This is a genomic window from Paenibacillus sophorae, from assembly GCF_018966525.1.
GTDB classification, from domain to species: Bacteria; Bacillota; Bacilli; order Paenibacillales; family Paenibacillaceae; genus Paenibacillus_AQ; species Paenibacillus_AQ sophorae.
In genome coordinates this window covers 670,174-688,267 of record NZ_CP076607.1, presented here as the reverse complement: position 1 = coordinate 688,267, position 18,094 = coordinate 670,174, and the positions used below count along the sequence as shown (strand labels likewise).

At 49.5% G+C, this 18,094-nt stretch carries 14 protein-coding genes and 1 rRNA gene; 6 read left to right on the top strand and 9 right to left on the bottom strand.

From position 1 onward, the window contains the following. Window positions 1–119 precede the first annotated feature (119 nt). The 3 genes from KP014_RS03305 to gyrA all read right to left on the bottom strand — a co-directional run bounded on the left by KP014_RS03305 (window position 120) and on the right by gyrA (window position 5,856). Window positions 120–1,676 (bottom strand): 16S ribosomal RNA (locus KP014_RS03305). 349 nt (window positions 1,677–2,025) lie between these two features. Further along, a complete protein-coding gene (locus tag KP014_RS03300) occupies window positions 2,026–3,123 on the bottom strand; it encodes an HD-GYP domain-containing protein (RefSeq protein ID WP_036591381.1) in 1,098 nt (365 codons plus the stop codon). A 174-nt stretch (window positions 3,124–3,297) separates the two neighbouring features. After that, window positions 3,298–5,856: a DNA gyrase subunit A gene (gene gyrA / locus KP014_RS03295; RefSeq protein WP_036591379.1), complete on the bottom strand. Its 2,559-nt coding sequence runs from the start codon at window positions 5,854–5,856 to the stop codon at window positions 3,298–3,300. Window positions 5,857–6,142: 286 nt separating this feature from the next. Here gyrA and KP014_RS03290 point away from each other — a divergent pair, with 286 nt between their 5' ends. Then, the gene (locus KP014_RS03290; RefSeq protein ID WP_036591377.1) at window positions 6,143–7,006 is read left to right on the top strand and encodes a YheC/YheD family protein; all 864 of its coding nucleotides are present in this window, start codon (window positions 6,143–6,145) and stop codon (window positions 7,004–7,006) included. A gap of 122 nt (window positions 7,007–7,128) precedes the next feature. On the opposite strand, the gene gyrB is transcribed toward KP014_RS03290, so the two are convergent. The 6 genes from gyrB to dnaA all read right to left on the bottom strand — a co-directional run bounded on the left by gyrB (window position 7,129) and on the right by dnaA (window position 13,488). After that, window positions 7,129–9,039 (bottom strand): DNA topoisomerase (ATP-hydrolyzing) subunit B, encoded by a 1,911-nt coding sequence (gene gyrB / locus KP014_RS03285; protein ID WP_036591374.1) that lies wholly within the window; start codon window positions 9,037–9,039, stop codon window positions 7,129–7,131. A gap of 47 nt (window positions 9,040–9,086) precedes the next feature. After that, window positions 9,087–9,335 (bottom strand): extracellular matrix regulator RemB, encoded by a 249-nt coding sequence (remB, locus tag KP014_RS03280; RefSeq protein WP_025691500.1) that lies wholly within the window; start codon window positions 9,333–9,335, stop codon window positions 9,087–9,089. A gap of 17 nt (window positions 9,336–9,352) precedes the next feature. Next, the gene (gene recF, locus KP014_RS03275) at window positions 9,353–10,471 is read right to left on the bottom strand and encodes a DNA replication/repair protein RecF (RefSeq protein WP_036591370.1); all 1,119 of its coding nucleotides are present in this window, start codon (window positions 10,469–10,471) and stop codon (window positions 9,353–9,355) included. An 83-nt stretch (window positions 10,472–10,554) separates the two neighbouring features. Further along, complete coding sequence (yaaA, locus tag KP014_RS03270; RefSeq protein ID WP_036591367.1) at window positions 10,555–10,782, bottom strand: S4 domain-containing protein YaaA; 228 nt, start codon at window positions 10,780–10,782, stop codon at window positions 10,555–10,557. Window positions 10,783–10,828: 46 nt separating this feature from the next. Continuing rightward, window positions 10,829–11,971, bottom strand: coding sequence for a DNA polymerase III subunit beta (gene dnaN, locus KP014_RS03265; protein WP_036591365.1), 1,143 nt, complete (start codon window positions 11,969–11,971; stop codon window positions 10,829–10,831). Window positions 11,972–12,141: 170 nt separating this feature from the next. Further along, window positions 12,142–13,488, bottom strand: coding sequence for a chromosomal replication initiator protein DnaA (gene dnaA, locus KP014_RS03260; protein ID WP_036591363.1), 1,347 nt, complete (start codon window positions 13,486–13,488; stop codon window positions 12,142–12,144). Between the two features lie 666 nt (window positions 13,489–14,154). Here dnaA and rpmH point away from each other — a divergent pair. The 5 genes from rpmH (at window position 14,155) to mnmE (ending at window position 18,049) form a co-directional block, all read left to right on the top strand. Then, window positions 14,155–14,289 (top strand): 50S ribosomal protein L34, encoded by a 135-nt coding sequence (gene rpmH / locus KP014_RS03255; RefSeq protein WP_025337168.1) that lies wholly within the window; start codon window positions 14,155–14,157, stop codon window positions 14,287–14,289. Between the two features lie 279 nt (window positions 14,290–14,568). Next, window positions 14,569–14,919, top strand: coding sequence for a ribonuclease P protein component (gene rnpA, locus KP014_RS03250; RefSeq protein WP_036591360.1), 351 nt, complete (start codon window positions 14,569–14,571; stop codon window positions 14,917–14,919). Window positions 14,920–15,004: 85 nt separating this feature from the next. Continuing rightward, a complete protein-coding gene (locus KP014_RS03245) occupies window positions 15,005–15,841 on the top strand; it encodes a YidC/Oxa1 family membrane protein insertase (protein WP_036591357.1) in 837 nt (278 codons plus the stop codon). After that, entirely contained in the window at window positions 15,838–16,572 is a 735-nt protein-coding gene (jag, locus tag KP014_RS03240) for an RNA-binding cell elongation regulator Jag/EloR (protein ID WP_036591355.1), read from the top strand. The genes KP014_RS03245 and jag overlap by 4 nt, the downstream gene beginning before the upstream one ends. A 100-nt stretch (window positions 16,573–16,672) precedes the next feature. Then, the gene (mnmE, locus tag KP014_RS03235) at window positions 16,673–18,049 is read left to right on the top strand and encodes a tRNA uridine-5-carboxymethylaminomethyl(34) synthesis GTPase MnmE (RefSeq protein ID WP_036591354.1); all 1,377 of its coding nucleotides are present in this window, start codon (window positions 16,673–16,675) and stop codon (window positions 18,047–18,049) included. Window positions 18,050–18,094 lie beyond the last annotated feature (45 nt).

The window sequence follows — 18,094 nt, the reverse complement described above, 5'->3', positions numbered from 1 at the left end:
AAGATTGAGAGTTTGAGCTCTCAAAACTGAGCAACGAGTGAGCAACAGGCCTAAACCTGAGTTTTGGAAGCTAAGCTTCCGATTTGAATGTTTCCGCTGCGGGAAACGATTCTCCATAGAAAGGAGGTGATCCAGCCGCACCTTCCGATACGGCTACCTTGTTACGACTTCACCCCAATCATCTACCCCACCTTCGGCGGCTGGCTCCCTTGCGGGTTACCCCACCGACTTCGGGTGTTGTAAACTCTCGTGGTGTGACGGGCGGTGTGTACAAGACCCGGGAACGTATTCACCGCGGCATGCTGATCCGCGATTACTAGCAATTCCGACTTCATGCAGGCGAGTTGCAGCCTGCAATCCGAACTGAGACCGGCTTTATAAGATTGGCTCCACCTCGCGGCTTCGCTTCCCGTTGTACCGGCCATTGTAGTACGTGTGTAGCCCAGGTCATAAGGGGCATGATGATTTGACGTCATCCCCACCTTCCTCCGGTTTGTCACCGGCAGTCACTCTAGAGTGCCCAGCCTTACCTGCTGGCAACTAAAGTCAAGGGTTGCGCTCGTTGCGGGACTTAACCCAACATCTCACGACACGAGCTGACGACAACCATGCACCACCTGTCTCCTCTGTCCCGAAGGCCGCGCCTATCTCTAGACGATTCAGAGGGATGTCAAGACCTGGTAAGGTTCTTCGCGTTGCTTCGAATTAAACCACATACTCCACTGCTTGTGCGGGTCCCCGTCAATTCCTTTGAGTTTCAGTCTTGCGACCGTACTCCCCAGGCGGAGTGCTTACTGTGTTAACTTCGGCACCAAGGGTATCGAAACCCCTAACACCTAGCACTCATCGTTTACGGCGTGGACTACCAGGGTATCTAATCCTGTTTGCTCCCCACGCTTTCGCGCCTCAGCGTCAGTTACAGCCCAGAAAGTCGCCTTCGCCACTGGTGTTCCTCCACATCTCTACGCATTTCACCGCTACACGTGGAATTCCACTTTCCTCTTCTGCACTCAAGCTGCCCAGTTTCCAGTGCGACCACAGGTTGAGCCCATGGTTTAAACACCAGACTTAAACAGCCGCCTGCGCGCGCTTTACGCCCAATAATTCCGGACAACGCTTGCCCCCTACGTATTACCGCGGCTGCTGGCACGTAGTTAGCCGGGGCTTTCTTCTCAGGTACCGTCACTCTTGTAGCAGTTACTCTACAAGACGTTCTTCCCTGGCAACAGAGCTTTACGATCCGAAAACCTTCATCACTCACGCGGCGTTGCTCCGTCAGGCTTTCGCCCATTGCGGAAGATTCCCTACTGCTGCCTCCCGTAGGAGTCTGGGCCGTGTCTCAGTCCCAGTGTGGCCGTTCACCCTCTCAGGTCGGCTACGCATCGTCGCCTTGGTAAGCCGTTACCCCACCAACTAGCTAATGCGCCGCAGGCCCATCCCTTGATAGCAGATTGCTCCGCCTTTCAGCCTCCCAGCAGGTGCCAAGAGGAATTATCCGGTATTAGCTACCGTTTCCGGTAGTTATCCCAGTTCAAGGGGCAGGTTGCCTACGTGTTACTCACCCGTCCGCCGCTAAGTATTTTTGAGAGCAAGCTCTCAAAAGTACTCCGCTCGACTTGCATGTATTAGGCACGCCGCCAGCGTTCGTCCTGAGCCAGGATCAAACTCTCCAATAAGGTATTGAAAGAGCGATTAGCTCATGTTGAAACATCTGACGAGAATTTGCATTCTCATGATGGCCTTTCCAAAGCGTGAACCACGCTGTGAAATCCATCTTTTTTGGAACTCGCTAGAAGCGAATTCCCACTCACTCGTTGTTCAGTTTTCAAAGATCAAACTTGTTTGCCGTTCAACTTAATGTCTCATCAGCAACTTTTATAATATATCATATCCGACCGTTTTATGCAAGCTCTTTTTTTAATTTCTTTTTGAAGAAGAACTCGTATTTCTTGGCCGGAATTAGAATATACCATGTTTGATTCTTATATGCAACACTTTTTTTATTAATTCATTGAAATTCTGCCCTTACGTCAAAATTTCCTGGATATAGAGATGACGTGAGTGTACCAAATTGATGATTTTACCTTCTACGCTTACTAATGGGCGTGTAGGATTGCTCCGATCAGAGAAGATGATTTCCCCATTCCGGCCATCATTTAGACGTATCTTCGTTCCATTGTGCAATTCTGTCGTCTTATGTATGAAGGTCTGTACAATGGATGGTTCCAGTTGGCCGAACCCTTCTTTTTGAATTTCCTCCAAAACCAGATATGGCGACTGCGCCTTCTTGTATATCCGCTTCAGCGTCATTGCATGGAAAATATCCGCCACAGCGACAATCTTCGCGTATAAATGAATTTGACTCCCCCGCAGCCGAAGCGGATAACCCGATCCGTCAATTTTTTCATGATGCTGCAAAGCCGCAAGCCGGACCCCTTCGTTAATAGCCGTTACTTTTCGCAAAATCTGATATCCATACGTTGTATGCTTTCGCACTTCATTTCTTTCGGTCATCGTAAGCGGCTGGGGCTTCTGCATAATCGAACTGTCAATCTTTGCATTTCCGATATCATGCAGCAAACCGGCAAAAGCCACTTGGAGCCACTCTTTCTGCGGATAGCCACACCACTGGGCAATCTTATAAGATGTGAGCGCAGAGAGCACTGCGTTATGATAAATGTAATCCTGCTCGTTAAGCGTGCGCGGGGAAAAATCGAGAACATGATAATCCTTGATATGGGCGAGCATGGCCTCCAGCCCGCTGCGCAGTTCATAGATCGGCAGAACTGCCGCGTCAGCCGAGCTGTAACATTTTTTGATGAGCGCCAGCATATGATCGTATTCCTCATGCAGCTGAGAACCGCTCTTGGCCAGCGCAGAAGCTGTAATGACCGATCCGGCTTTAACCGCACCCTTAGAAGGAGTTTTGGACGGCTCCATGGCTTGGGCGTCCTCCTCGGAGCCTTCAATATCCACCTGCTGAATCAGAAAAGCCTCCAGAATCTCCATATCTCGCGGCAGCAGTATTTTTCCTTTGACAAATAACATGCCTCCCAAGGGCGTAATAACGTCCTTACTCACTTTTGAACCCGGCCTTATTTCCGCCACCGATATACTCGGCATACGCTCAACTCCTTTACTCTCCCCCTATTCATGACAAATAGGTACTATTTACCTAATTATATTATGGATAAGGACAAGCGACTAGTATGAAAGCAATAAGACTTATATTTTTTTGAACAAAAAAGAGAGCGCCCACCAGAAATTAGTCTAGCGGCACTCTCTCTTTACATTACACTATTCCAAAGCTTCTCCGTCATTTTCCGTATCAGACTCGGCAGAATCAGCAGTCTCATTCACTTTCGCAATTTCGTTCGGCTCCTGATTGACTTCCGTAGTCTCATCAGACAGCGTATTCTCATCTCCGTCTTCGCTCTTATCGGTGCGGCAGACGGTAGATACAGCATCCTCATCGCGGATATTGATCAGCTTCACGCCCTGCGCATAACGTCCCATGGTCGAAATGCCGTCCATGCTCATGCGGATCAGAGTTCCGCCCGTCGTAATGATCATCAGGTCCTCTTCCTGCTTAACGACCTTGAGGCTGACTACAGGGCCGTTCTTTTCCGTAAGATTGATGGTCTTGATCCCCTTGCCTCCACGGGTCTGCAGACGGTAATCACCGGCAGGCGTACGTTTGCCGTAACCCTTGGTCGTGACGATGAGCACATCCAGGTTCTGGTCGATGCAATCCATGCCGATAACATGATCCTCTTCGTCCAGGGTAATGCCTTTGACCCCTGTCGCGCTCCGGCCCATTGAACGGACATCCTCCTCGGAGAAGGTAATGGACATTCCATCCGCCGTGCCCAAAATAAGCTTCTGCTTGCCGTCGGTAAGCTTCACATCAATCAGCTCATCTTCTTCCCGCAGATTGATTGCGATGAGACCGCCTTTACGGATATTGTTGTAATCCTCGAGCGGCGTCTTTTTCACAATTCCTTCGCGGGTGGCAAAGAACAGATATTTATCGATGTCGGTTTCCTCAATCTGGATAACGGCGCTAATCTTCTCTCCCTGCTCAATCTGGAGCAGATTAATAATCGGTGTCCCGCGCGCCGTCCGTCCAAGCTCCGGAATCTCGTAAGCCTTGATGCGATATACTTTCCCTTTGTCGGTAAAGAACATCAGATAGTTATGGGAGTTGCTGACGAAGAGATGCTCGACAAAATCCTCATCCTTCGTGTCCATGCCCACTACGCCGCGTCCGCCGCGTTTTTGACTGCGGTAAGTGCTTACCGGAAGCCGCTTAATGTAGCCGGTATGCGAAACTGTAATGACAACCTCTTCGCGTGGGATAAGATCCTCGTCAAGAATGCTCTCTTCGCCGATGGTAATCTCCGTCCGCCGCTCGTCGGCGTACCGATCCCGCAGCTCCTGCAATTCATTGCTGATAATTTCAAGCACAAGCGATTCATCAGCCAGGATGGCCTTGTACTCAGCTATTTTGGCCAGCAGCTCGTTGTACTCGTTCTCGATCTTGTCGCGTTCCAGACCGGTCAGACGCTGCATCCGCATGTCCAGAATCGCCTGAGCCTGCTCCACGCTGAGACTAAACGTCTCAATCAAGCCTTCACGCGCAATATCAACCGTACGCGAAGCGCGGATCAGCGCGATGACTTCATCCAGGTTATCCAGCGCGATGCGCAATCCTTCCAAAATATGCGCCCGGGCTTCCGCCTTCTTCAGTTCAAATTCCGTCCGGCGGCGGATAACCTCGATCTGATGATGCAAATAGTGGTACAGCACGTCGCGCAGATTCAGCACCTTCGGCTCATTGCCGACAATGGCCAGCATATTGATGCCGAATGAAGACTGCATTGAAGTGTGCTTGTACAGATTATTAAGCACTACATTCGCGTTAACATCCCGCCTAACTTCGATAACGATGCGCATTCCGTTGCGGTCCGACTCATCCCGCAGATCGGTGATGCCTTCAATCCGTTTCTCACGCACCAGCTCGGCAATTTTCTCCACTAACCGCGCTTTGTTAACCTGATAAGGCAGCTCGTTAACAACGATCCGCGCCTTGCCGTTATTCTCTTCCTCAATCAAAGCCTTTGCGCGCATCGTGACCGAACCGCGTCCCGTACGATACGCCTGGCGGATGCCTTCGCGGCCCAAAATATAACCGGCCGTAGGAAAATCCGGCCCCTTGATATATTCCATGAGCTCCATCGGCGTAATTTCGGGATTACGGATCATAGCCTGTACACCGTCAATGACTTCGCCCAAATTATGCGGCGGAATATTGGTAGCCATCCCTACGGCGATACCGGATACCCCGTTAACCAGCAGATTGGGGAAACGTGAAGGCAGAACGGCGGGTTCATGCTCTTCGCCGTCATAGTTAGGTATAAAATCGACCGTTTCTTTGTTCAGATCGCGCAGCATTTCCATGGCAATCTTGGAAAGTCTGGCTTCGGTATACCGCATCGCCGCGGCCATATCGCCGTCAATCGAGCCGAAATTGCCATGCCCGTCGACCAGCATGTAGCGCATGGAGAAATCTTGGGCCATCCGGACCATCGTTTCATAAACGGCCGAGTCGCCGTGCGGATGGTATTTACCGATTACCTCACCGACGATTCTCGCCGATTTCTTATATGGCTTATCCGGTGACATTCCGAGCTCCGACATCGCAAACAAAATGCGCCGGTGCACCGGCTTAAGTCCGTCCCTTACGTCCGGCAAAGCCCGGCTTACAATGATGCTCATTGCGTAATCCATGAAAGAATCACGCATTTCCACACCGATGTCCCGGTCCCTGATTTGCGGGTTATTTTGTTCAGCCATGAGTTGCTGGACCTCCTTCAGTTAAAAAACCGCTACCCTATATTATATTCCTTTCACAAAAACTGCACAATTAAACGTACTAGCTCAACTATTCATATAAGAGATTTTCTTTCCTGGTGCCCGGGTATTAGCCCTGTCCGCATATGATCACGGCTCATAGACTGTATGGAGTAACACTGCCTAACCGCCCCAAACTCTCGCCCAAGATATCATCCCATATCCTTCGATTATACCATTGTTTAGAACACTTGTCCTTATATTTCAGCAGTGTACAAGGAGGAATAACATGAGAATTCAACGGGTTCCCAGCAAATGGGCCAAGACCGAAGTCATACTGCTAAACCGCTCCTTGATGCCTTATATTCCCGATACCCGTAAATATGATCCTGCAGCGCTCAGCGAGATGCTTGGCCTGTATGAAACCGTCTATATCAAACCGGACCGTGGAACCTACGGAAGCGGGGTTATGCGAGCTGAGCGGCGGAGCTTGAACTTAACCCCAAGCGGCACGGAAAAGTCCGGAGGAAACGAAGAGGAAGGCTCCCATTCCAGTATTCTGTATATTCTCCGTTATGGCACAAAAGCACAGGCGTATCGTTCAATTGAGGAATTGCATCAAGCGATAGCCGAACGAACTCAGGAACGTTTCTATTTGATTCAAAAAGGTATCGGCCTGCTGTGCTACAAGAAACTTCCATTCGATCTGCGTGTGCTTGTCCAAAAAAGCCCCGAAGGACGCTGGGAAACGACCGGACTTTTAGGCAGAGTGGCGGCTCCGCAAAAAATTGTGACCAACTATCATAACGGAGGCCGCGTTTTATCAGTCGAACCGCTGCTGGCGGAACATATGAAGCATAATGAACTCTTAGCAATGATCACCCATCTGAAAAATCTTGGTGCAGATACGGGACGTCAGTTGGAAACGGCTTTTCCGGGGATGAAAGAAATCGGTCTGGATGTCGCCATGGACGATCATCACGATCTATGGATTCTTGAGGTCAATACACTGCCCTCTCTCGTGGTGTTTAAAATGTTTGAAGATAAAGCCATTTATCGAAAAATCCGCCGTTATGCCGCCGCCTACGGCCGTGCCGGCTTTGGAAGCCCGGGCATAGCCTCACGCCGAAAGCCCCTTGCACGCAGCCATTAATCCTTAGATCTCTTCATAATCATCCACCATACTTAAAAAAGCAGCCCCGAAGTCGCTCGCCCGCTGGGCGGCAACCGGAGGCTGCTAACAAGTGGATACTGGCATGGGCCAGTGCAGAATAACTAAATATCCAGATTTTTTACCGACTTGGCATGCTCTTGGATAAAATCACGCCGCGGCTCTACATTATCTCCCATCAGGGTATCGAAAATGCTGTCGGCCAGAATGGCGTCTTCAATCGTTACCTGCAGCATACTGCGGCTCTCGGGGTCCATCGTCGTCTCCCAAAGCTGAGTGGCATTCATCTCACCAAGGCCTTTATATCGTTGAACATTAAACTTGGCGTTCTCGCCGAAGGTGGCGATAATTTCATCCCGTTCCTTCTCAGATCCGGCGTAGCGGACAACCTTATTACGCTCTACCTTGAACAGCGGCGGCTGGGCGATGTAGATAAAGCCCGCTTCAACGATTTTGCGCATGTACCGGTAAAAGAAGGTCAGAAGCAGAGTACGGATATGGGCGCCGTCGACATCCGCATCCGTCATGATGACAACCTTATGATAACGGGCCTTGGACAAATCAAAGTCGTCTCCAATCCCCGTTCCCAGAGCGGTAATAATCGCGCGGATTTCGGCATTGGACAGAATACGGTCCAGGCGCGCCTTCTCCACGTTCAGAATTTTACCGCGCAGCGGCAAAATCGCCTGAAAATGCCGGTCGCGTCCCTGCTTGGCTGAACCGCCGGCGGAGTCGCCTTCGACGATGAACAGTTCGCTGATGGAAGCGTCCTTGGACGAGCAGTCCGCCAGCTTGCCTGGCAGCGAGCTGACTTCAAGAGCACTCTTACGCCGCGTCAGCTCGCGGGCTTTACGCGCCGCCTCCCGCGCGCGGGAGGCCTGCAGCGACTTCTCCAGCACGCGCCGGGAAATCGCAGGATTCTCTTCAAGAAACTCCTGCAGCTTCTCACCGAACAGCGATTCCACAATTCCGCGTACCTCGCTGTTGCCGAGCTTTGTCTTCGTCTGGCCTTCGAACTGCGGCTCGGGGATCTTCACGGAAATGATTGCCGTCAGTCCCTCACGGACATCGTCTCCCGTCAGGTTGGAGCTGTTATCCTTGATGATGCCGCTTTTGCGCGCATAATCGTTGATAATCCGCGTCAAGGCGCTCTTGAATCCGGATTCATGCGTGCCGCCCTCGTGGGTATGAATGTTATTGGCGAATGAGTAAATATTCTCGGTGTATGAATCGTTGTATTGAAGAGCAACCTCGACCTGAATCATGTCGCGCGAACCGCCAACATAGATGGGTTCCTCGTGCAGCACTTCTTTTTTCTCGTTCAGATACTTCACATATTCGATAATACCGCCATCATATTTGAATGTGTTCGCCGCACCGGTCCGCTCATCCGTAAGCGAGATTTCGATCCCCTTGTTCAAAAAGGCCAGCTCGCGAATCCGGGTAAGCAGCGTATTATAGTCATATACGGTCGTTTCGGTAAAAATCTCCGGGTCCGGATGGAAGGTCGTCTTGGTGCCCGTTTCATCGGTATCGCCAACCGTCCTAATATCATACTGAGGCACGCCCCGGCGGTATTCCTGCTGGTACGCATGTCCCTCGCGCTTGACGGTAACAATAACCTTTTCCGAGAGAGCATTTACTACCGAAATACCTACCCCGTGCAATCCGCCCGAAACTTTATATCCGCCGCCGCCGAACTTGCCCCCTGCATGCAGAACGGTCATAACGACTTCAAGCGTCGATTTCTTCAGCTTCGGATTCTCTCCGACAGGAATTCCCCGTCCGTTATCGATGACAGTGATGCTGTTGTCTTCATGCACAATAACCTGGATTTTGTCGCAATAACCGGCCAGCGCTTCGTCAATACTATTATCGACAACTTCCCATACGAGATGGTGCAAGCCCTTTACGCTGGTCGAACCAATGTACATGCCCGGACGCTTACGGACTGCTTCCAGCCCTTCAAGCACCTGAATCTGGCTCTCATCATATGTCGGTTGATTCATTGACATGCCTTCACCTACTTCTTTCAGATTATCACTTGTGCCCGCACGGGGCCTTAACTTTCAAGCAGCATTCTGGATCGTTTTTTGAGTGTGGAAGAAGAAATGGGGGAATAATACACAACGTTCTGAGTAACGACAATAGATTTGGCTTCTTCTTCGCCGATACGCTCCAGTCTTTTGTCATTTAAAGCGGCGGCTACGAACTGTTTGGACAGTTTGGAGGATTTCTCAATCGAAATATCAAATATGGCAATCAGTTCCGAAGACCGGATAATCTTTTCCCCGCCCAAATGAATATACATGGTCTTCCTCCGCTCGTTTAAGACTCTATGACCCCGCTGTGGACCCTATACTGGGTTGCACCTTTTAATTTATCAGCATTCAGGCTTTCAATTCCGGTGGCCGTTATGAAAGTCTGCACTTTGCTTTGAAAAGTTTCGATCAGCTGCGTTTGACGGTACGGATCAAGCTCGGACAGGACATCGTCAAGCAGCAGGACGGGATATTCGCCAATTTCCTCATGGATCAGTTCGATTTCGGCCAGCTTAAGCGAAAGGGCGGTTGTGCGCTGCTGCCCCTGCGATCCGTAGACGGAAGCTTCCCTATCGTTGATAAAAAAGGACAGATCGTCCCGATGGGGACCTGTCAGTGTCATTCCTCGCCGAATTTCCTGTTCACGTGTTTGTGATAACTTTAACATAAATTTGTCTAATAAGACAGCTTCATCTTCCTCCTCCCGCTCTCCGAAAGAAGGAACATAGGCTAGTTTCAGTTCTTCACCGCCGTTTGTAATCCCTTTATGGATCTCTTCAGCCCATATTTGCAGCTTCTTTATGAATTGTTTCCTTTTTTTGACGATTTTAACACCATGCTCCACAAGCTGGGCGTCCCATATTTCCAGCATATCCCCGCCTGCCGCATTTTTTGCCCACAGCTGCTTCAGCAGATTGCTTCTTTGGAGGAGCACCTTCTGGTACTGCTGCAGATGAAACAGGTAGCTTGGCTGAACCTGACCGATTTCCATGTCCAAAAAACGGCGCCGCACACCGGGTGTTCCCTTGACGATCTCCAGATCCTCCGGCGCAAACATAACGACATTCAGCGAACCGACAAACTCGCTCAGACGCCGCTGCTCCAGACCGTTAATTTTCGCTTTCTTCCCCTGCGGGGACAGTGACAGCTCGAGTTTCAGATTTCCGTATTTCCGCTGAACCTCCGCCTCGATATGAGCTGCGCCGTCCGGAGCATCAAAAGAGATCAACTCGCGGTCTTTGGAGGTCCGGTGGCTCTTGGTCATGGCAAGGCAATAGAGCGCCTCAACGAGATTCGTCTTGCCCTGGGCATTTTGTCCGAGGATCAGATTCACATCTCCCAGGCCCTCGAGCAGCAGCGATCCGTAGTTGCGGTAATGCCGCAGGCTGATTCTGTTAACAAACACGAAAGCGTTCCTCCCAAGAAGAAACGACTTCACCGTCCTATAAGGGCGGCATCGTTTCCCGTAGAAACTTAATGTATAGCAAACTACGCTTGTTCTTCTCCGCCGGCTACCTCGAATAGGCCTTCCCCTTTTACTTCGACTTTGTCACCCGGATACAGCTTTCTGCCCCGGCGATCCTCAGGTTCTCCATTCACGAGCACATGGCTCTCCTGCAGCAGAGCCTTCGCCATCCCGCCTGTGGATACGCAGTCCGAAAGCTTCAAAAATTGATCTAGTTTAATATATCCACTGTGGATAACTATTTTTTTCATGATTTCTTTCCTCTCCGCCATTTATCCACAAGAGGGAATTATGGCGTTAGTTGGTCGTACGATAAGGCAATATGACGTACAGAGCCTTGCTTGCATCCAGCGGCTTCAGAATAATCGGGCTCATCATGCCGGTAAAAGCGATCGTCAGCTGCTCGCTGTCGACCACTTTCAGCACATCCAGCATATATTTGGAGTTGAACGATATTTTCAGCGCTTCTCCTTTGAAATCTATAACTTCAAGCTCTTCCCGCACTTTGCCAAGCTCCGAAGAACTGGAGGATATTTCGATCCCCCCATGTTCGAGCGTCTGCAGGCGGACGATGTTCGTCTTCTCTTCGCGGGACAGCAAATAAGCCCGGTCGATCGATTCGCTTAATTTTTTTGTTTCCAGGGTCAGTTCTGTTTTGTAGACACTCGGAATAATTCTAGAAGTATCCGGATATACGCCGTCGAGAATGCGGGTGTAGAAAAGAACGCGGTCCAGCTTGAAAAGTACCTGATTATCGGCTACGACAATATCAACGAGCATGTTCTGGTCGGGAATGATTTTGCTCAGCTCATTCAGCGTTTTGCCGGCGATGACGACATTGGTAAATCGGACATCCTCCGTTCCTTCCAGCTTGGCCGCTCTTGTCGCCAGACGATGGCGGTCCGTTGCGGTGAACTTGAACTCACCGTCGGACAGATTCCATAGTATACCTGTTAAAATCGGCGTTGTCTCCTGGGTGGAGATGGAAAACGCCGTTTGCTTGATCATATTTTTCAGTAAATCTCCGGGTAAAGAGATCGTTTCATTGCCTTCAACATTCGGTAGGACAGGAAATTCCTCCGGATCAAGACCGACCATTTGAATCTCCGTCGCTCCTGAAGAAATGAAAGTCTGAAAGCCTTCCTTAACCTCCATGTGAATCTCTGTGGACGGAAGCTTCTTTATAATTTCAACGAAAAATTTGGCTGGAAGCACTACGCTTCCCGGCTGCTCCACCTTTACGATCTGCGTGCTGTCATTTTCTGCGGGAATGAACGATTGGATGGAAATATCAGTGTCGCTTGCGGTTAGCGTAACGCCCTGATAGCTGACTTCCAATTTGATGCCTGTCAGAATGGGAATCGTTGTTCTGCTGGATATCGCTTTGGATACGTGTTGGATGGATTCGTTGAGCTCATTTTTAAGAATGCTGATTTTCATAGTTTCACTCCTAGCTGAAAAATGGGGAAGCGTTAGATGAAGATTATTTAAAGATTTTAAATAGTATTAGTAGTAGGGGCGCGGGATATGTGGATAAGCTGCCCGGATCGCATAAAATTAAGCCTACGCACATGTGAATAGATTGTGTATAGGCTTGTTTATTCCTTCTGCTATGAAGGATTTTTTATTTTCTCTGAAATATTGTTTACCACTTTGTACAGCTCTTGGTCGATTTTGAGCGATTGACTTATTTTTTCGTGAGCATGAATGACGGTCGTATGATCCCGGCCTCCGAAGGCTTCGCCAATCTTGGGCAGTGAGTAATCGGTCAGCTCACGGGAGAGATACATGGCAATCTGTCTTGGAAAAGCGACGGCTTTCGTCCGCTTGCGCGCTTTGAAATCCTCCATCCGTAAGTTGTAATATTCACCGACTTTTTGTTGAATATCCTGTATCGTAATCATCTTCGGCCGGCTGGACGGGATGATATCCTTCAGCGCTTCGGCCGCTAAATGTGTCGTTACGTCCTGATTGGTCAGGGATGAGTAGGCAACCACCCGGATGAGAGCGCCTTCCAGCTCACGGATGTTCGTATCGATCTGATTGGCGATATACATCATTGCTTCATTTGGAATGTCAAGGTTCTCGGCTTTGGCCTTCTTGCGCAGAATTGCAATTCTCGTTTCCAGATCCGGCGGCTGAATGTCCGTTATCAGTCCCCACTCAAACCGGGAGCGCAGCCTCTCTTCCAGAGTCGGAATTTCTTTGGGCGGCCGGTCGCTGGAGATTATAATCTGCTTGCGTTCCTCATGCAGCGCATTGAATGTATGGAAAAATTCCTCCTGCGTTGATTCTTTGCCGGCCAGGAATTGAATATCGTCGATCAGCAGGATGTCGACATTGCGGTACTTGTTGCGAAAGCTTTCGCCGCGGTTGTCACGGATGGAATTGATGAACTCGTTGGTAAATTTCTCGGATGAAATATAAATTACCTTGTTGCTCGGATTATGTTCCAGTATATAATGACCGATCGCATGCATCAGATGAGTTTTGCCGAGTCCCACCCCTCCGTATAAGAACAAGGGATTGTATGCTTTGGCCGGCGCTTCCGCAACGGCAAGCGACGCCGCGTGAGCAAACCGGTTGCCGGAACCGATGACAAACGTATCGAACGTATATTTGGGATTCAGCATATGCGTCTGGGCTTCTTCACGGGATACAGCGGGCGGCCCGGACGAAATCTGCACGACAGGTTCCGCAGGTTTGTTCTCTTCTATAACAAACTTGACGTCTACCTGCTTCCCGGTCATTTCGAGAACCGTAGCTCCGACCAGCTTCGTATACCTGCTCTCAAGCCATTCGACAGCGAACGTCGTTGGCGCCGAAATAACAAGCGATTGGGAACTGAACGAGATCGCTTTGGTCGCCTTAAACCAGGTGTCGAAACTTGGCTTGCTTAGTTTGGTCTGAATAATCGATAAAATTTGCTGCCATAGTTCGGAAGTATGGCTGTCCACACACTGTCACTCCTTTAAATCTTCCAAATGTGGCTAAAGCCATGAAGTGGAAATATCGAAGAAAATAAGGTGATGGGGAGATATTATCCCCAATACGCAGGAAGAGAAGACAAAAAAATATGGATAAACTTGAATTGTTCACAACTTTATCCACAGCTTGTTGATAATATGGAGGACATTCAAATCTATTCACAATCAAAAGTAATACCATCATAGCAAAACTCCCCTTGATTTTCAATGAACCCACGGATTTTATCCACAAATTCAACCACTTGTGTATAATTAATAGCCACAATACTACATATTGTTGATAATTTGTTTAGCATTCGACATGATCCGGCAATCATTTATTTTTTTATGCACAGGTTGTCCTTGTGCCAAGGGCTTTTTCGTCGCTTGTTGGGCACAGGTGGATAACTTTGAGGAATTGTGGATTATTAAATTTGCCTTGGGCGCTGTGGATAAAACGTTAATTAGGAGAGGGAAAAGAGGGAGTAGGATTTCGGTTGACTTTTACTTCCGATTTATGCTTTAATATATAAAGGTGTTTTCTGTGAGGTAACTTCTCAGATAAATGAAAATGATGATCTTGTAGATACTGTCCTACCTGGGACGGCCAAGCCGTTTATAGACAGTCCATTAAGTTCCTGCAAGGGAGGTGCAACAATGAGACCGACGTTCAAACCGAATGTGAGCAAGCGCAAGAAGGTGCACGGGTTTCGCGCTAGAATGAGCACGAAAAACGGCCGCAAAGTGCTGGCTGCCCGCCGTCTGAAAGGCAGAAAAGTTCTGAGTGCGTAAGTCAGGCCAATAAGACCACTACGGTGGTCTTTTTTTACATATAAGAGGATAAGCTGCGCGCTTATCCTCTTATATGTCTGCGAGAAACGGGTGGCGTTCCTAAAAGGACAGCTTAGCCGTTTCTTCTTGCATAAATAGGAGGAATAACGAGTTGCTGTGGTGGGGAAGGCGCTTTAAGCCTGTTGATCTGCCATCGTTTAATGAAGTCCTCCGGTGACTATAATAATAAGAAGAAAAATTTTGGAGGCCCTTTCCGGCCTTTGAAACAAGGAGATTCCCGTGCATAAAAGCTTGCGTTTACGAAACCGCGCCGATTTCAGCCGCGTATACAGACATGGGAAGTCGTTTGCGAACCATCAGTTTGTGGTGTACTGGTTCAGCCGAAAGCAGGTCGAGCGGTTCCGGGTTGGCGTATCGGTCAGCAAAAAGGTAGGAAACGCCGTTGTCCGGAACCGGATGAGAAGACTCGTGAAGGAGATCGTGCGTCATCATGAAGCTGAGATCGCCAGCGGGCTGGATATGGTGTTCATCGTAAGAAAAGGAGCCCTGGACATGAGCTATGCGGAGCTTGAAAAAAGCGTGCTGCATGTGCTGCGCAAAGCCAAGCTGCTCAAGGCTTCGCGCAAATAGACTGGATGGCGGGGCTTGTTTATTTGTCTTCATAATTATGGTATGATTTACGGTGCAATTGAATGTTTAAGAGAGGGGTTATGAAGTGTCTCTATTGAAGACTAAACGAGGAAAATGGCTTCTCCTCATCGCCGTAATGGTCATGATGGTGGCCGTTCTGTCTGGCTGCGGTCAATCGGCCACGGTTACGCATACAACAGAGGATTTGAAGAACGGGAATTTTTGGGAAAAAAATGTTGTTTTTTATTTTGCCGAGGCGCTGGAATTATTTGCGAGATGGTTTAACGGAGAGTATGCGCTGGCCGTCCTTGCAATGGTGATTATTGTCCGCACGCTTATTCTCCCGCTGACAATGAAGCAGGTGAAGAGCTCCCGGGCTATGCAGGCCATTCAGCCGGAGCTTCAAAAAATCCAGAAAAAATATAAAGACAATCCCGAAAAGGTTCAGCAGGAAACCATGCGGCTGTTCCAGGAGAACAAAGTCAATCCGATGGCCGGCTGTCTGCCGCTGGTCGTACAAATGCCGATCTTTATCGCTCTCTACAACTCTATTTATTACAATCCCCATCTGCGGGAGCATTCGTTCCTTTGGCTGCAGCTCGGAAAGCCTGACCATTTGTTCATCCTGCCGGCACTTGCCGCGATAACGACATTCTTGCAAACGAAGATGATGTCGTCGATGAACCCGGTACAGCAGCAAGGCCCGATGCAGTTCATGCTGATGGTTTATCCGGTTCTGATCTTTATTATGTCTTACAACTTCCCGTCCGCACTGCCGCTTTACTGGGTATTCAGCAACCTGTACACAATCGGTCAGAATTATTTCCTATACCGGGGAAAGAATACTCCCCAACCTGCAGTCGCCGACTCTGACAGCAGCGGTAAGGCAGCGAAGTTGAAGGAGGCTAAAAAGTCGAAATGAACAAAGTCGTCGCGACAGGGAAAACCATTGAAGAAGCTGTGAAGCGCGGACTTGCCCAGTTGGCAGCCGAAAAGGACAAGGTCACGGTCACCGTGCTTGAACAGCCCTCAAAAGGATTCCTGGGATTAATCGGTGCGAAGGATGCGAAGGTGGAGCTCACCTTACTTCCTGAACCAGCACCGGTGCCAGCGGCGAGTGCTCCGTCACTGCCTCAGCAGAACGAAACAGAGACGACACAAGAGGCGATCGGGGGCACGCCCCGCCAGGATTCCGAAGAACCGGTAGAGGAAGCTTATCAGGAGGCCATTTGTTTTATTGTGGATGTCGCCCGGAGCATGGGACTCCACGTAGATGTAGAAGTCATTCACTCCAAGGATGCCGATACACTGCAAATCTCCGGTCCGGATTTGGGGCTGCTGATTGGCAGAAGAGGACAAACTCTCGATGCATTGCAATACTTGGCCAATATCGTTGCCAATCGTTATTCCGACAGCTTTATCCGTCTTGTGCTGGATGCGGAGAATTTCCGTGAACGGCGCAAGAAGACGCTTGAGGATCTGGCAGATCGTCTCGCGGGCAGGGTCATTCGTACTCGTAAAGAAGTTGTGCTGGAGCCCATGCCGCCGCAAGAGCGGAAGATTATCCATTCCAGACTTCAGGATCACCGGCAGGTGAACACCTACAGCAAAGGCGAAGAGCCAAATCGCCGTGTCGTTATTACATTGAAGTAGAGATTATAGCCGCAATGACTCCTTGACACTGAAAGGGGTCATTGTTTTTTTAACGTATATATGGTGCTTGATTATATCATGAGGAAAGGTGAAGGTAGACATGCTCAGTGATACAATCGCCGCTGTTTCGACGGCGGTGGGCGAGGGAGGAATCGCAATTATCCGGGTAAGTGGACCGGGCAGCATCACTCAGGTAGCATCTTTGTTCCGCAGCCGGATTCCACTGACGGAAGCAGAGAGTCACACCGTTCACTATGGACATATCATAAGTCCCGACAATGGTGAAATTATGGAAGAAGTACTCGTCACTGTCATGAGGGCCCCGCGTTCTTTTACGACTGAAGACGTGGTGGAGATCAGTACGCACGGGGGTGTCATCTCGGTGCGAAGAGTGATGGATGTACTGCTACAGCAGCAGATCCGCCTGGCGGAGCCCGGGGAATTTACCAAGCGGGCATTTCTCGGAGGCCGAATCGATTTGTCCCAGGCTGAGGCGGTAATTGACCTCATTCGCTCAAAGTCCGATCGGGCTTTTTCCGTCGCTTTGAAGCAGGTGGGAGGCTCATTGTCACAGCGGATCGGGAATCTCAGACAAAGTCTGCTGGAACTGCTCGCTCACATTGAGGTCAATATCGACTATCCTGAGCATGACGTGGAGCTGCTAACGGCGGAATATGTCAAAGACAAGAGCTGTGAAATTATGGAAGGGATTGACAAGCTTCTTAAGACAGCAACTCAAGGCAAAATTTTGCGCGAAGGGATTACGACCGCTATTATCGGCCGCCCCAATGTTGGGAAATCGTCGCTCCTTAATGCGCTGGCCCGAGAAAATAAAGCGATTGTGACGGATATTCCCGGAACGACCCGGGATGTCATTGAAGAATTCGTCACGATAAACAACATTCCGCTTAAGCTGCTGGATACGGCTGGTATCCGTGAAACGATGGATGTGGTGGAGAAAATTGGGGTGGAACGCTCCAAAGCCGCCGTCAGTGAGGCCGATCTTATTCTGCTTGTACTGAATGCCAGTGAGCCTCTCCATGAGGACGAATTAACTTTAATGGAACAAATCCACGGTAGACAAGTTTTATGTATCATGAATAAAATGGACTTACCATCGAAATTGGACAAAGGTGTTCTGTTTCAATATTTCGACGAATCCGCTATCGTTCCGATGTCCGTGTTGGAAGAGGAAGGTCTCGACCGGCTGGAGGAAGCCATTTCCGAGCTCTTTTTCGGAGGCAAGCTGGAGTCCGGCGATTTGACCTATGTCAGCAATGTACGTCATATCGCGCTGTTAAAGAAAGCGCATAAGTCGCTTCAAGATGCATACGAAGCAGCGGAACAGCTGATACCGATCGACATGATCCAGATTGACGTCAGGCTTGCCTGGGAACAGCTTGGAGAGATTGTCGGTGATACAGCGGCCGATTCGCTGCTTGACCAGATTTTTTCGCAGTTTTGCTTAGGAAAATAAGGCATACGGCGTTAAAGAGCCGTATTTAATATAAAGGAGGAAATG